General features: G+C 65.2%; 19 protein-coding genes. 1 reads left to right on the plus strand and 18 read right to left on the minus strand.

Annotated features, from left to right (window positions below; genetic code table 11):
* Positions 1-210 precede the first annotated feature (210 nt).
* The 6 genes from trmD to ylxM form a co-directional block, all read right to left on the minus strand.
* Entirely contained in the window at positions 211-933 is a 723-nt protein-coding gene (gene trmD, locus ACH2A7_RS08205; RefSeq protein WP_394961291.1) for a tRNA (guanosine(37)-N1)-methyltransferase TrmD, read from the minus strand.
* Positions 930-1,460, minus strand: coding sequence for a ribosome maturation factor RimM (gene rimM, locus ACH2A7_RS08210; RefSeq protein WP_394961292.1), 531 nt, complete (start codon positions 1,458-1,460; stop codon positions 930-932). The genes trmD and rimM overlap by 4 nt, the downstream gene beginning before the upstream one ends.
* A gap of 110 nt (positions 1,461-1,570) precedes the next feature.
* A complete protein-coding gene (locus tag ACH2A7_RS08215) occupies positions 1,571-1,804 on the minus strand; it encodes a KH domain-containing protein (protein ID WP_394961293.1) in 234 nt (77 codons plus the stop codon).
* Positions 1,805-1,825: 21 nt separating this feature from the next.
* Complete coding sequence (rpsP, locus tag ACH2A7_RS08220; RefSeq protein WP_394961294.1) at positions 1,826-2,068, minus strand: 30S ribosomal protein S16; 243 nt, start codon at positions 2,066-2,068, stop codon at positions 1,826-1,828.
* Between the two features lie 119 nt (positions 2,069-2,187).
* Positions 2,188-3,513 carry a signal recognition particle protein gene (gene ffh / locus ACH2A7_RS08225; RefSeq protein ID WP_394961296.1) on the minus strand — a complete coding sequence of 442 codons (1,326 nt, stop codon included), beginning with the start codon at positions 3,511-3,513 and terminating at the stop codon, positions 2,188-2,190.
* A 20-nt stretch (positions 3,514-3,533) separates the two neighbouring features.
* Positions 3,534-3,899 carry a YlxM family DNA-binding protein gene (ylxM, locus tag ACH2A7_RS08230; protein WP_394961297.1) on the minus strand — a complete coding sequence of 122 codons (366 nt, stop codon included), beginning with the start codon at positions 3,897-3,899 and terminating at the stop codon, positions 3,534-3,536.
* A 226-nt stretch (positions 3,900-4,125) separates the two neighbouring features.
* On the opposite strand from ylxM, the gene ACH2A7_RS08235 reads away from it, so the two are divergent.
* Complete coding sequence (locus ACH2A7_RS08235; protein WP_394961413.1) at positions 4,126-5,025, plus strand: pyridoxal-phosphate dependent enzyme; 900 nt, start codon at positions 4,126-4,128, stop codon at positions 5,023-5,025.
* A gap of 64 nt (positions 5,026-5,089) precedes the next feature.
* Here the strand turns inward: ACH2A7_RS08235 and ACH2A7_RS08240 are convergent, their stop codons facing one another.
* The 12 genes from ACH2A7_RS08240 to ACH2A7_RS08295 all read right to left on the minus strand — a co-directional run bounded on the left by ACH2A7_RS08240 (position 5,090) and on the right by ACH2A7_RS08295 (position 13,577).
* Positions 5,090-6,199, minus strand: a complete 1,110-nt coding sequence (locus tag ACH2A7_RS08240) for a class I SAM-dependent RNA methyltransferase (RefSeq protein WP_394961298.1) — start codon at positions 6,197-6,199, stop codon at positions 5,090-5,092.
* Positions 6,200-6,448: 249 nt separating this feature from the next.
* Complete coding sequence (gene hpf / locus ACH2A7_RS08245) at positions 6,449-6,967, minus strand: ribosome hibernation-promoting factor, HPF/YfiA family (RefSeq protein WP_394961300.1); 519 nt, start codon at positions 6,965-6,967, stop codon at positions 6,449-6,451.
* Positions 6,968-7,191: 224 nt separating this feature from the next.
* Positions 7,192-7,551 (minus strand): cupin domain-containing protein, encoded by a 360-nt coding sequence (locus ACH2A7_RS08250; protein ID WP_394961302.1) that lies wholly within the window; start codon positions 7,549-7,551, stop codon positions 7,192-7,194.
* Between the two features lie 16 nt (positions 7,552-7,567).
* Positions 7,568-9,265 (minus strand): FAD-dependent oxidoreductase, encoded by a 1,698-nt coding sequence (locus ACH2A7_RS08255; RefSeq protein ID WP_394961304.1) that lies wholly within the window; start codon positions 9,263-9,265, stop codon positions 7,568-7,570.
* 113 nt (positions 9,266-9,378) lie between these two features.
* Entirely contained in the window at positions 9,379-9,837 is a 459-nt protein-coding gene (locus ACH2A7_RS08260; RefSeq protein ID WP_394961305.1) for a S1 RNA-binding domain-containing protein, read from the minus strand.
* A gap of 73 nt (positions 9,838-9,910) precedes the next feature.
* Positions 9,911-10,210 (minus strand): septum formation initiator family protein, encoded by a 300-nt coding sequence (locus ACH2A7_RS08265; RefSeq protein WP_394961306.1) that lies wholly within the window; start codon positions 10,208-10,210, stop codon positions 9,911-9,913.
* A gap of 33 nt (positions 10,211-10,243) precedes the next feature.
* Positions 10,244-10,741, minus strand: coding sequence for a hypothetical protein (locus ACH2A7_RS08270; RefSeq protein ID WP_394961308.1), 498 nt, complete (start codon positions 10,739-10,741; stop codon positions 10,244-10,246).
* A 6-nt stretch (positions 10,742-10,747) separates the two neighbouring features.
* Positions 10,748-11,056 (minus strand): YabP/YqfC family sporulation protein, encoded by a 309-nt coding sequence (locus ACH2A7_RS08275; protein ID WP_394961309.1) that lies wholly within the window; start codon positions 11,054-11,056, stop codon positions 10,748-10,750.
* Positions 11,057-11,427: 371 nt separating this feature from the next.
* Positions 11,428-11,673, minus strand: a complete 246-nt coding sequence (locus tag ACH2A7_RS08280) for an RNA-binding S4 domain-containing protein (protein ID WP_394961311.1) — start codon at positions 11,671-11,673, stop codon at positions 11,428-11,430.
* Positions 11,674-11,770: 97 nt separating this feature from the next.
* Positions 11,771-12,046: an HU family DNA-binding protein gene (locus tag ACH2A7_RS08285; protein WP_177522596.1), complete on the minus strand. Its 276-nt coding sequence runs from the start codon at positions 12,044-12,046 to the stop codon at positions 11,771-11,773.
* 40 nt (positions 12,047-12,086) lie between these two features.
* Complete coding sequence (mazG, locus tag ACH2A7_RS08290; RefSeq protein WP_394961313.1) at positions 12,087-12,896, minus strand: nucleoside triphosphate pyrophosphohydrolase; 810 nt, start codon at positions 12,894-12,896, stop codon at positions 12,087-12,089.
* A 288-nt stretch (positions 12,897-13,184) separates the two neighbouring features.
* Entirely contained in the window at positions 13,185-13,577 is a 393-nt protein-coding gene (locus tag ACH2A7_RS08295; protein ID WP_394961314.1) for a zinc ribbon domain-containing protein, read from the minus strand.
* Between the last annotated feature and the right edge of the window lie 12 nt (positions 13,578-13,589).

Consider the following 13,589-nt stretch of genomic DNA (forward strand, 5'->3'; position numbering starts at 1 on the left):
ATACACTCCTACTCAAAAAGAATTTGAACGGGTTTGATATTATAATATCCCATTCCCACCGCCTTGTCGATACCGTGTTGAAATTTTTGTCAGTTTGGCAAAAGGCGAAAATGGCGGAAACGTTTCTTTGTGCATTTCATCCATTAAGTTTTCAACATTCTCATGGTTTGTTCCAAAAGTTTTCAACTTAATTGGTAAGTGCTCCCAGTATCAGCCTTTTTTCATGGAATCCGGCAGCTTTTCATACAGGTCCGGGCGGCGCTGCTTCGTGCGCTCCAGGCTCATCTTCGCCCGCCAGGCGTCGATGTTTCCGTGGTGGCCGCTGAGCAGCACCTCGGGCACCCTGCGCCCCCGCCACTCCTCGGGGCGGGTGTACTGGGGATACTCCAGCAGGCCGTTCCAGTGGCTCTCCTCCTGGTAGCCCTGGGGCTCGGCCAGCACGCCGGGCTGCAGGCGCAGCACACTGTCCGCCACCACCAGGGCGGCCAGCTCGCCGCCGGTGAGCACATAGTCGCCGATGGAGATCTCCCGGTCGGCCAGCTCCTCGATCACCCGCTCGTCCATGCCCTCGTAGTGACCGCACACCAGCACCAGGCCGTCCTGGGCCGCCAGCTCCCGGGCCACCTGCTCGGTGTAGGGCTGGCCCGCCGCCGTCATAAAGACGATCTGAGGCCGGGGGCGGCCCTGTTCCTCGAACTCCTTCAGAATGGCCTGGCAGCAGTCGTAGATGGGCTGAGCGTTCATCACCATGCCGCAGCCGCCGCCGTAGGGGTAGTCGTCCACCTGCTTCTGGCGGTTGAGGGTGTAGTCCCGGATCTGGTGGCAGTGGGTCTCGATGAGGCCCTTGCGGGCGGCCCGGCCCAGGATGCTCTCGTCCAGCACCTGCTGGCACATGTCCGGAAAGAGGGTGGCGATATCGATGCGCATGCTCATGGGCGGTCTCCGTTCTCGGCCTCGGTGAACATGCCGGGGATGGGCTGCACCAGCACCCGGCCGTTCTCCAGGTCCACCTGTTTCAAAAAGGGCTTCACCGCGGGGAAGAGGGTCTCGGCGCCGGTCTCGTCCCGCACGGTGTAGATGTCCTGGGCGGCGGGATGGGTGACGCTGACCACGGTGCCGTAGACGCGGCCGCTGTCCGCGTCCACCACCGGCAGGCCGATGAGGTCGGCCTGGAAGTAGTGGCCTTTGGGCAGTTTGGCCTCGGCGCGGGCGATGTAGAACACGGTGCCCACCAGTTCGCGGGCGGTCTCGGGGTCGTGCACCCCCTCCAGGGTGAGCAGGGCCATGTTCTTGTGGGGCCGCACCTTCACAAGGCCGATGGGGTCCTGCCCCGCCGGCCCGCGGTACAGCCGGTGAAAACCGGCCAGGAAGGCGGCGCTGTCGCACCACAGTTCCACCTTCACCTCCCCGGCGATGCCGTGGGTGGTGACGGCCTTGCAGGCTTCCAGATATTCTTGCATGAGGTTTCTCCCCCCTTGTGGGTGTTGGCGGGGCCGGCACGGCCCCATGAAACGGCAACAGGGCCCTTTGAAAAAGGGCCCTGTCGGTTTTTGTGCCTTGCGGCGGAAGGTCAGTCGATCTCGACCAGCACCTTCTGCCCCTTGCGGACGGCGGCGGCGCGCATTACAACGCGGATCGCCTTTGCAATGCGCCCCTGTTTGCCGATCACACGGCCCATGTCGCCTTCGGCCACGCTCAGGTGGTAGACGACGGTGCCGTCCTCACGGGGATCGTCCACGGTGACGGTCACCGCGTCGGGCTCATCCACCAGTCCCCGGGCCACAGCAAGCAGCAACTCCTGCATTTTGACGCCCTCCATTGCCTGTTACAGAATCTCGGACTTCTTCAGCAGAGCACGCACCGTGTCGGTGGGCTGCGCGCCGTTGGCGATCCACTTCTTAGCCTTCTCGCCGTCGATGTTGATCACCGAGGGCTCCTTGGTGGGATCGTAGTAACCGATCTCCTCGATAAAGCGGCCATCGCGGGGGAAGCGGCTATCCGCCACCACAACACGATAGAACGGAGCCTTCTTGGCGCCCATGCGGCGCAGTCTGATTTTGACAGCCATTCCTGTCACCTCCTGTTAAAATTGGGGCCCATTGGCTGGGCGTTTATTCTATAAAACCCCGGCCCCGAGCCAAAGCCCGCTGGGCCCCAGAGGTTTTATCAAGATGGAAAGGGGCTTTTTCAAAAGCCCATGCTCATGCGCCGGCCGAAGGCCTTGGGGTTCTTTTTGACCTGCTTCATCAGCTTCTGCATGGTCTCGAACTGGCGCAGAAGGCGGTTGACCTCCTCCACGGAGGTGCCGCTGCCGGCGGCGATGCGCCGCTTGCGCTTGGGGTTGATGATGGCGGGCTTGGCCCGCTCGGCGGGAGTCATGCTGAGGATGATGGCCTCCACCCGCACAAAGGCCTTTTCGTCCACCTCGTCGGGGTTCACCTTGGCGCCGCCCGGCAGCATGGAGAGCATCGCCGACACGCCGCCCATCTTCTTCATCTGGGACAGCTGGTCCAGCATGTCGTTCATGTCGAACTTGTTCTCCATCATCCGCTTTGCGGTCTCGGCGGCCTTTTTCTGGTCCTGGGTCTCCTGGGCCTTCTCGATGAGGGTGAGCACATCGCCCATGCCCAGGATGCGGCTGGCCATGCGGGCGGGGTGGAAGACCTCCAGATCGTCCAGCTTTTCGCCGGTGCCCTGGAACATGATGGGCTTGCCGGTGACCGCCTTCACGCTGAGGGCCGCGCCGCCGCGGGTGTCGCCGTCGGTCTTGGTGAGGATGATGCCGTCCACCGCCACCGCCTCGTTGAAGGCCTTGGCCACGTTCACCGCGTCCTGGCCGGCCATGGCGTCCACCACCAGCAGCACGTCGTCCACCGTCACCGCCTCGCGGATGCGGCCAAGTTCCGCCATCAGGGCTTCGTCCACATGCAGGCGGCCGGCGGTGTCCAGGATGACGATGTCGTTGCCGTGGTCCTTGGCGTGGGCCACCGCCGCTTTGGCGATGACCTCCGGCTTTTCGGTACCCATCGTGAACACCGGCACCCCGGCCTGCTTGCCCACCACCTGCAGCTGCTCGATGGCCGCCGGGCGGTAGACGTCACAGGCCACCAGCAGCGGCCGGTGCCCCGCCTTCAAAAACCACTTGCCCAGCTTGGCGGCGTGGGTGGTCTTGCCGTTGCCCTGCAAGCCACAGAGCATGATGACCGTGGGGGGCTTTGACTTGATGTGGATGTGGGCGGCCTCTTCGCCGCCCATGAGGGCGGTGAGTTCGTCGCTCACGATCTTGATGACCTGCTGGGCGGGGGTCAGGCTCTCCATGACCTCCTGTCCCATGGCCCGCTCGGTGACCTGGGCGATGAACTGCTTGGCCACCGTGTAGTTGACGTCGGCCTCCAGAAGGGCCATGCGCACCTCGCGCATGGCGGCCTTGATGTCCGCCTCGGTGAGTTTGCCCTTGCCCCGCAGCCGTTTGAACACGCTGCCCAGGCGCTGAGAAAGGGATTCAAACGCCATTGTGCTTCAAGACCCCCTTCTCAGTCGGTGATGCGCCGGATCTCCTCCAGCATCGCGTCCACATCCCGCTCGATCTCCGCGCTGGGCGAGTAGGAGTTGGAATTGGCAAATCGGATGGAGCGGGCCAGGCTCTCCAGCTGGGCCACGCCCTGCTGCACCGCCCGGTAGCGGGCCGCGAAGCCCACCTTCTGCTCCAGGTCGAGGATGATGCCCTCGCCCCGCTTGATGGAATCCCGCACGCCCTGGCGGGTGATGCCGAAGTTGTCGGCGATCTCCGCCAGCGACAGATCGTCGTTGTAGTACTGTTCCATCACCTCGCGCTGGCGCTCGGTGAGCACATCGCCGTAAAAATCCAGCAGAAACGAGATCTCCAGGTTTTTCGCCACGGGGCAGCCCATCCTTTCGCGAGGTTTGTAAAGTGATTTGCTTTACATTGCACATTATAGCAAAACAGAGGCCGGATGTCAAGAGGGGTTGCCCAAAAAGCGGGGCCGGATTTTGTGAAAAAGTGCAGAAAGGCGGCCCGCGAAGCCGGTCGGCGGATTGACGGGCGGGTCGCATTTGATATAATAAAAGTAATTTACGGCAAAAGGGGGCGGCGGGGCTTTGGCGGTGTACAAGAACTATTACCAGTACCTCTACGCCTGCCCGGTGGTGGAGCTGGCCGGCTACGCCGCCCGCTTCGAACTGCCGGGGCGGCTGTTTGCCTATCTGGACTTTGCCGGCCCCACCGGCAGCGCCAAGGACGGGCTGGCCGAGGGGATGCTGGCGCTGGCGGCCCAGCGGGGGGATCTGAAAAAGGGGCAGCCGGTGGTGGAGGCCAGCGGCGGCACCTTCGCGGCGGCGCTGTGCATCGCGGCAAAGCGCAGCGGCCACCCGGTGTATCTGGTGGTGTCCCCCACCCTGGCGGGCGACCGGCAGAAGCTGCTGCAGCGGCTGGGGGCGCAGCTGGTGTTCTGCGCCGAGGGGATGTCCCGCCGGAAGGCCGCCTGGGAGATGGCGCAAAAGACCGCCGAGGAGAAGGGCGGCTACTATCTGGACTACTTCAACAACGACGACAACCCCGAATACCACCGGCGCATCACCGGGCCGGCCATCCTGAAGGCCACCCACGGCGGCGACGACATCGACGCCATCGTGGCGGGGGTGGGCAGCGGCGGCACGGTGACCGGCGTGGGCGAGCATGTGAAGGCCTGGACCAACCACATCCGGATGGTGGCGGTGGAGCCCTACGAGAGCCAGGCCATCGGGGGCGGGTTCATCGGGCGGCACGGCATCCCGGGGCTGGGGGCCGGTTTTGTGCCCCAGAACTACAACCCCTACATCGTGGACCGGGTGATGGCGGTGGCCAGCGGCGAGGCCCAGCGGGCCGCCCGGGACGTGCTGCGCACCGACGCCATCCCCGCCGCGCCCAGCGCGGGGGCGGCGCTCTATGCCGCCCGCCTGCTGCTGGAGCAGGGAAAATCCAAAAGCGCGCTGTGTGTGTTCAGCGGCCGGCAGCTGTATGAATGAAGAAAAGGGCCGCCGCCCCGTTTGGGGCGGCGGCCCTTTTGCGCGATTTCGCGGGCCGGCGGGCTCAATAATACATGTACACCTGGCAGGGGATCATGCCGTTGTAGAGTTTGCGGCGGCGGGCCGCCTTTTTGCCGAAGTGCTTTTCAAAGTCGGCGTCGGCGGTGATGACGTAGGCCCCCTTCACCGGGTGCTGCGAAAGGCGCGCCCCCAGCACCCCCGCCAGCCGGGCGGCCTCGGCCAGGTCCCCCAGCCGCTCGCCGTAGGGGGGATTGGTGAGCACCGTCTGCTCCGGCAGGGGGGCAAAATCGGCCACGTCCGCCACGGCAAACCGGCAGCGCTCGCCCACCCCGGCCAGCTTCGCGTTGTGGGCCGCCAGCTCCACGGCGGCGGGGTCAATGTCAAAGCCACAGCCCTCGAAGGCCGCGTCCTTGCGGATCTCCGCCAGGGCCTTCTCCCGCTGGGCGGCCCAGACGGCGGGCGGGCAGAAGCTGTACTGCTCGGCGGCGAAGCGCCGGCGCAGACCGGGGGCGATGTTCATCGCCTTCTGGGCGGCCTCGATCACCAGGGTGCCGCTGCCGCAGAAGGGGTCGGCCACCTGGCTGTCCCGCCGCACGCGGCCCAGGTCGGCGATGGCGGCGGCCAGCGTCTCCTTGATGGGCGCGCCGGTGGCGTTGCGCCGGTAGCCCCGCTTGTGCAGGCCGTCGCCGCTGGTGTCCAGCATCAGTTCCGCCTGGTCCTTGCGGATGGAAACCCGGATCTTGTACTGCACGCCGGTCTCGGGTAAAAAGAGGGTCTTGTGGCCTTTTTTCAGCCGCTCCACCACCGCTTTCTTCACGATGCTCTGGCAGGCGGGCACGCTGGACAGGGTGCTGGACAGGCTGGACCCCTTCACCGGGAAGGCGGCGTCGGCGGGCAGCAGTTCCTCCCAGGGAACGGCGTAGACCCCGTCGAACAGTTCGTCGAAGGTGCGGGCGGGAAAGCGCTTCAGCAGGATCAGCACCCGCTCGGCGCAGCGCAGGTTCAGGTTCGCCGCCGCGATCATGTTCTCGTCCCCCGAAAAGGCGATGCGCCCGTCGGTGACCTGCACGTCCTCCGCACCCAGCCGCCGCACCTCAAAGGCGGCGGTGCTCTCGGTGCCGAAATAGCAGGGCGCGATCAGTTCAAATTTCATAAAGGCAACTCCTTTGTATGCAGCCTGCCCCTTCCGCCGGGCCCGGGGGGTCTCTCTCCCCCGCGACGCCCGGCCCTGTCGGCAGGCCGGTGGTTCGGTGCGTTCGGCCGGGATACTATCATAGCATCCCCCGCCCCGGCGCGCAAGGGCCCGCGGGCATTTTTCCGCCGGCGGACGGCGGTTTCTTCGCGGCGCCCCCACACGCAGCGGGCCGCCCCGGCGTTTGCCGGGGCGGCCCGCTTTGGAAATTCAGTTGAGGGGGATCAGCACGCCGTAGCCGCCGTCGGCGCGGCGGTAGACCACCTGGATCTGGTCGTTCTCCACGCTGCGGTACAAAAAGAAGCTGTGCCCCAGCAGGTTCATCTGCAGGATGGCCTCGTCGGTGGTGCAGGGCTTGACGGCAAAGCGCTTTTCCCGGATGACCTCGAAGGTCTCCTCCGGTTCCGGCTCGGCGGCCCACTCCGCCGCCGCGGCCCGGGTGAGCTGGGTGCTCAACCGCTTGCGGTTTTTCACCAGGCGTCGGGTCAGAAGATCCGCCGCCTCGTCCAGTGCGGCTTCCATCTGGTCGGCAGTCTTTTCGGCGCGCACGGTGAGACCGTTGTCAAAAACGGTGATCTCCACCGTCTGATGGCTCTTTTCCACCGTGACCGTGACCTGTGCCTGGGTCTCCTCCGGGAAGAATTTGTCCAGTTTTGCCAGACGCTTCTCCGCCTTCTCCACGAACGAGGGCTTCAGGGAAACTCTGCGACCGCTGCAAGTGACCTTCATAAAACCTATGCCTCCTTTTGGCGGTGTTTGCCGCAGGGGCCGTTGCCCCTTTGTGCAGGCGCCGCCGCTTTGATACTATTATTATAGCAATATTGCACAAAAAACGCCAGAGGAAATGGGTGTACAGTCTGTAAAGTTTTTGTGGCAAAGCTGTGTGAAAATGCACAAAACCCGCCGGCCCTCTGTGGGGGGCCGGCGGGCGGGACAGGCCGGTGAAAAGGCGGTCAGGCGGGATCGCGCACGTTGAGGATCAGCGCCAGGAAACGCAGGGGTTTGTCCGAGCGGTTCTCGATGGAATGGGAGGAGCCGTCCCGGCACTGCATCATGTCGCCGGCGGCCAGGTCGTACTCCTCGCCGTCATCCACCACATGACCCACGCCCTCCAGGATATAGTAGACCTCGTATTCCCCCTGGTGCTTGTGGTAGCCGACGGAACAGCCGGGCTCGAGGGTGTTGACGGCAAACAGCCGCCCGGCGCCGTAGGCGCAGTCGACGGGGAGGAACTGGCGCACGGTGCACTCTCCCTCGCCTCCCACCATGTGAGGACGAACTTCTTCCATCTGGTCTTTTTTCAGGATCTTCATTGTCTTTTCTCTCTTTTCAGTTGAAGTTATAGGCGGTCACGATGGGCTCCCGGCCCATGGCGCGGTCGTTGAAGTACTCGTACAGGCAGATGCCCAGGAAGGAACCGCTGACGTTGAAGGCGTTGGTGTAGCCGTTGCCCAGCAGTTCGCACAGGGCGTAGTAGCTGCGCTGGCCGGTGCGGCAGTGCAGGTAGACCGGCACGTCCCGGGGCACCTCGGCCATCCGCTCGCGGAACTGGGACAGGGGGATGTTCACCGCGCCCTTCAGGTGGCCGGCGTTGTACTCCCGCTGCTCCCGCACGTCGATGATGCAGGCGCCCTGCTCCACCAGACGGCGCACGGCAGTCACCGGCACCTGCTTCACCCGGCCGCTCAGCACGTTCAGCCCCACCAGCGCCGCCAGATTCACCACGTCCTTGGCGGTGCCGTACACCGGCGAGTAGCACAGTTCCAGCTCCTTGAGGTCGGCCAGGGTGCCGTTCATGGAGATGAGGGTGGCGATCACGTCGATGCGGCGCACCGCGTCGCCCCGGCCGATGGCCTGGGCGCCCAGGATGCGGCCGGTGGGCGTCTCAAACACCAGCTTGAAGGCCATGTAAGCCGCGTCGGGCATCAGGCTCACCTTGTCGGTGGGCAGCAGATACACCGCCTCGCAGGGGATGCCCGCCTTGTGGGCCGCCTTCTCGGAAAGGCCGGTGGCGGCGGCGTTCTGGTCGAACACCCGCACGCAGGAGGAACCGATGAAGCCCCGGTTGTCCGCCGGGATGCCGTGGATGTGGTCCGCCGCGGCGCGGGCCTGCCGCTGGGCCGGGCCCGCCAGCGCCAGCCGGCCGGGACGCCGGGCCAGCCGGTCAAAGCCCTCCACCGCGTCGCCCACGGCATAGATGTCCTCGTCGCTGGTGCGCCAGTCGGCGTCCACCTTGATGCCCCGGGTCTCGCCGATGGCAAGGCCCGCGTCCCGGGCGAGGGCGGTCTCCGGCGAAACGCCGATGGCCAGCACCACCATCTGCGCGGGGATGTCCCGCGCTTCGCCCTGGCAGTTGACGGTGATGTGGTCCGGGTGGACGGCGGCCAGCATACTGTTCAGTTCCAGCCGCACGCCGTTGTCCACCATCTCCTTGTGCAGGATCTGGGCCATGTCGTAATCAAAGGGGGCGAGGATCTGGTCGGCGCCCTCCACCAGGGTCACCAGCAGGCCGGCGCTGGCAAGGTTCTCCGCCACCTCCACGCCGATGAAACCGCCGCCCACCACCGCCGCGCGGGTAATGCCCTGCTCGTCGATGTAGGCCTTGATGGCCTTCACGTCGGTGACGTTGCGCAGGGTGAACACATGGGGGCTCCTCACGCCGGGGATGGAGCCGGGCACGATGGGCGCGGCCCCGGGGGCGAGGATGAGTTTGTCGTAACTCTCGGTGTAGGCGGGGCCCTCCTTCGGCTCCACCGTCACGGTCTTTGCCGCTCGGTCGATGGAGGTCACCCGGCTGTTCACCCGCACCTCGATGTTGTGGCGCATCTTGAAGGCCCGGGGGGTCATCATCACCAGGTCGTCGGCGTCGGGGATGGTGCCTCCCAGATGGTAGGGCAGCCCACAGTTGGAGAAGGAGACGTGCTCCCCCTGTTCGAACACGATGATCTCGGCTTTTTCGTCCAGCCGGCGCAGCCGTGCCGCCGCGCTGGCGCCGGCGGCCACGCCGCCCACCACGATCACTTTCATCGGTACAACATCCTTTCCTCTGCGGCGCGACGGCCGCTGCTGTTTTTCTGTAACGCAAAAGCGGACTGCCGCTGCTGGCAGTCCGTCCTTCGTCTGTTTCGGGGAGCCGGAACTCAGCGCCGGCGGGAATAGCCGCCGCCGCGGCGGTTCTCGGTGACCCGCTTGAGGTCACTGATCTTCTCCTCGCTCTGGCTTTTGAATTTGGCCATCATATCCTCAAAACTCATCTCGCCCTGGGGCGCGGCGGCCTTGGGCTGCCACACCCGGGGCGCGTCGGAACGGCCGCGCTGGCCGCCGCGGGGGCCGTGGGCCCCGCCCCGGTTCTGACGCGGATCGGGAGGCAGGGTGCGCTTGATGGAGAGGGCGATCTTGCCGTCCTCCGCGATGCTGAGCACCTTGACCTTGACCTCCTGCCCCTCGCTGAGCACGGTGGAAAGATCCTCGATAAAACTGTTGGACACCTCGGAGATGTGCACCATGCCGGTCTTCCCGCCGGGCAGCGCAACAAAGGCGCCGAATTTCTTGACGCCGGTGATCTTGCCTTCCAGAATGGCCCCTACCTCTAACTGCAACGCGATATAACCCCTTTATGTTTATTCTGCAAAGGCCCGCAACGCGGCGAAAAGCCGCGGCCTTTGTACCCTGTTACTGGCCGGTGACGTCGATGAACACCCGCTCGTTGGGCTTGGCATAGCCCAGTTTGTCCCGCGCGACCCGCTCGATGATCTCCAGATCGTTGCCCGATTCCAGCACGCGGTTGAGTTCATCGTTCTGCTGGCGCTGCTGCTCCAGCTGGGTCTCCAGGTCCTGCAGCTCCTTTTGCTTGGCGGCGATGTCCACCTGGTTGAACACAAGGCCCGCCACCAGATAACCGCCGATCAGCACCAGGCCCGCCCGCACAAGAAAGCGGGGCAACAGCGGCTCGCGCTTTTGCCGTTTCTCCATGCAGCTGGCCTCCTTCGCCGAAAAATGAGCGCATTACCCCCGGGGAGCGCCCGGTGGGTTATCTGAATTATACAACACCCGCCCTTTGTTTTTCAACTGTTTTTTGCGGCGTTTTTTGGCTTCGGCCCGCAATTTTTGCCCCGCCGCGCACCCCGCGCGCCCGCCCAGGCGCGCCGCGGGGCGCAGCAGCAGCAGCCACAGGAGCACAAAGGGCCGGGCCGCGGTCCATTTGATCAGCCGCTGCACCGCGGCGCACCCCGGCGCCAGCACAAAAAAATAGCCCGCCAGCCCCATCGCAAGGCCCACCGCCATGTACCAGCGCACCACGCCGCTGTAGCTGCGGGAGGCGGCAAAACTGCAGGCCAGCACGGCGGCGGCCAGGGCGGCGGCCACGTCCAGCAAAAAGCAGACCGGGCGGCTGCCGCCCAGAAAGAAGCGGGCCAGATCGTAACACGCCGCCAGAAAAAAGCCCAGCCCCAAACAGCACAGGGTATCGGCCAAAACATAGGGCGGGGCGGCCAGCGCCACCATGGGCTTTCAGCGCAGCAGGCGGCGCCACAGGCCGCCCGCCGTCGGCGCGGGTTCGGTGTACTGCATGGACTCGATGCGCCCGAAGATCTTCACCTCGCCCGTCTGGATGGACAGTTCGCTCACCGAGAGGCCCTGTCCCCCCACCAGCAGGGTGCCCTGCTGGGTCTCCAGGGTGGCGCCGGTCTCGTCACAGCTCACCACCCGGGTCACACCGGTGGCGGTGAGGGCGCGGCGGTCCTCCACGATCAGATGGTGGGGCAGCTTCGCCTCTCCCGGCTCGCCGGGCCGGGCGGCGGAGGTCTTTTTTTCCTGCATGGTCTTGCACCTGCCTTTTTGACACAAGCATATGCGCCAAAGGCGGGGGATTATGCCGGCGGGCGGCCCGGCAGGGCAGCCCGCGGACCGCCCGGGCGGCCCTGCGGTCAAAGCCGCCGTGATTTCCCACCCGGAACGCGGCAGCGCCCCGCCGGGCGGTGTGCCGCGCCGCCGCGCACAGCGCCATGTATATCTCCCCCCCCGCACGCCCGGCGGCCGGTGAAAAAGCAGCCCCGGCCGAGCGCGCAAAAAACCGGCCTCCGAAGAAAGCGGCAAGCTTCTTTCGGGGGCCGGTCTTTTTCTGTGTTCTTTCAGTACCCGGGGCGGCGCTGCCGCCGCTTTCTTTTGGGGCGGCCCCGCCCGCGGCGAGGTCAGCCTTCGATGACCTCGTACATCTCCCGGGCCACGTCCTTGCCGGCGGGTGCGAGGGTGGACAGCACCCGCACCTTCACCGGGTTGTTGCCGAAGGTGATCTCGATGACGTCCCCTTCCTTGACGGCGTAGCTGGCCTTGGCCGGCTTGCCGTTCACCAGGATGCGGCCCGCGTCGGCCACCTCGTTGGCCACGGTGCGCCGCTTGATGAGGCGGCTGACCTTCAGGTATTTGTCGATGCGCATGGCTTTGGCTCCTTTCCCGCCGGGCGCCGGCGAAAGAGAAAACGGCCCTGCCCCGCGGTGCGGCGGCAGAGCCGTGGAAGATCGGGTCCGCTGTTGCTTACTTGGACACCGCGTCCTTCAGGGCCTTGCCGGCCTTGAAAGCGGGGGCGGTGGTAGCGGCGATCTGGATGGTCTCCTTGGTGCGGGGGTTGATGCCGGTGCGGGCGGCGCGCTTGTGGGTCTCGAAGGTGCCGAAGCCAACCAGAGAGACCTTATCGCCGTCGGCCAGGGCCTTGGTGATGACTTCCACAGTGGCGTTGACTGCCTTCTCCGCGTCCTTCTTGGTCAGCTCGGCAGCCTCAGCGACAGCCGCGATCAGTTCAACTTTGGTCATGTTATTTTTACCTCCAAATATTTATGCCAGCACAAAGGGGTCAGCCCTTTGATGTCTGTTCGGTCTGCTTGGCCGCTTTCCAGTAGCGGTCAAGTTCGGCGGGCGAAGCATCTTCCAGCGCCCTGCCCTCGGCCTGCGCCTGCGCCTCGCAGGCGATGACCCGGTTCTGGAACCGGGTGGTGGCACGGCTCAGGGCCTGTTCGCTGTCCTGCCCGAGCATCCGGCCCAGATTCACGGCGGCGAACAGCACATCGCCCAGTTCCCACTCCACGCCCTCGCCCGAGGCCATGGCCGCCTTCAACTCGGCCAGTTCGCTCTCCAGGTCGGCCAGCGCGGCGGCGGCGTCCGGATAGGCAAATCCGTAGGCCCCGGCGCGCTTTTGCACCTTGGCCGCCCGCATCAGCGCGGGGAAGGCCGCCGGCACGCTCTCCAGCCGGCTTTTGGCGGTGGTGCGCGCCTTTTCGGCGTTTTTCAGCGCCTCCCAGTTGGAAAGCACCTGGTCGGTGGTCTCGGCCACCGTGTTGCCGAACACATGGGGGTGGCGGTAGATCAGCTTTTTGCAGATGCCGTCGCAGACGGCGTCAAAGTCGAAAACGCCCTTCTCGGCCTCCATCTGGCAGTGGAGCGCCACCTGCAGCAGCACATCGCCCAGCTCCTCCTCCAGCAGGTGCGCGTCGGCGAGGTCGATGGCCTCCAGCACCTCATAGGTCTCCTCGATGAAGTTGGAGCGGATGGACTGATGGGTCTGTTCCTTGTCCCAGGGGCAGCCGTCGGCGGGATCCCGCAGAAGCGCCACGATGCGCACCAGATCCTGCGCTGTATAGCGCTCTTTTCGCCGGAACTCCACCACAGGCCTCACCACCTTAATCGCTTATTAATTTTACTCCACGAAAGTTGGCTTTTCAAGCCCCTTTGACCCTATTTTTGCCCCGCCGGGGCGGTTTTCATACTTCTGAACAAAAATCGAGGGAAGTAGAACGGCGGAATGTGTGCAATCCCCCATTTTACGCCATTTGGGCGCAAAATGGCGCCCGGGCCGCCAGGGGCGCGGGCGCCAGTGCCGTGTTATGGTTGCGGCCGTTGTGGGCCGTGGGCCGCCGTCAGCACCACCGCGCCGCCGGCTCCCTTTTGCCCCAGCTTACAGCTGTGCCCCGCACCCAGGACAAAACAAGGCGTCCTCGTCCACCTCGCGGCCGCACTGGGGGCAGTTCTTCACCGGGGTCTCGGGCACATCGACGGGCGCCTCGCCCTCGGCGGCGGGCTGGCTCTTCAGCTCGCGGATCTTGTCGTCCAGCGCGCCGATGGCGGCGATGTATTTCTCCACCAGGGGGCGGTTCTCCTCGCCGTTTTTGGCCAGGCTGTACACCAGGGCGCCCAGCTGGCGCTCGGCCTTGGACTTCTTGCCCTGCAGCGCCAGCAGATCGGTCTGGCGTTTGCCCTCCCGGGCCAGGTCGGTGGCAGTTTTTTTCGCGCTGTCCACGACTTTGACGCCGGCCTCCAGAATGCGATCGATATCAATGTTCACGTTCATAGCAGCTGCACC

This window comes from Candidatus Allofournierella merdavium (assembly GCF_944382735.1).
In the GTDB taxonomy this organism is placed as follows: Bacteria; Bacillota; Clostridia; order Oscillospirales; family Ruminococcaceae; genus Allofournierella_A; species Allofournierella_A merdavium.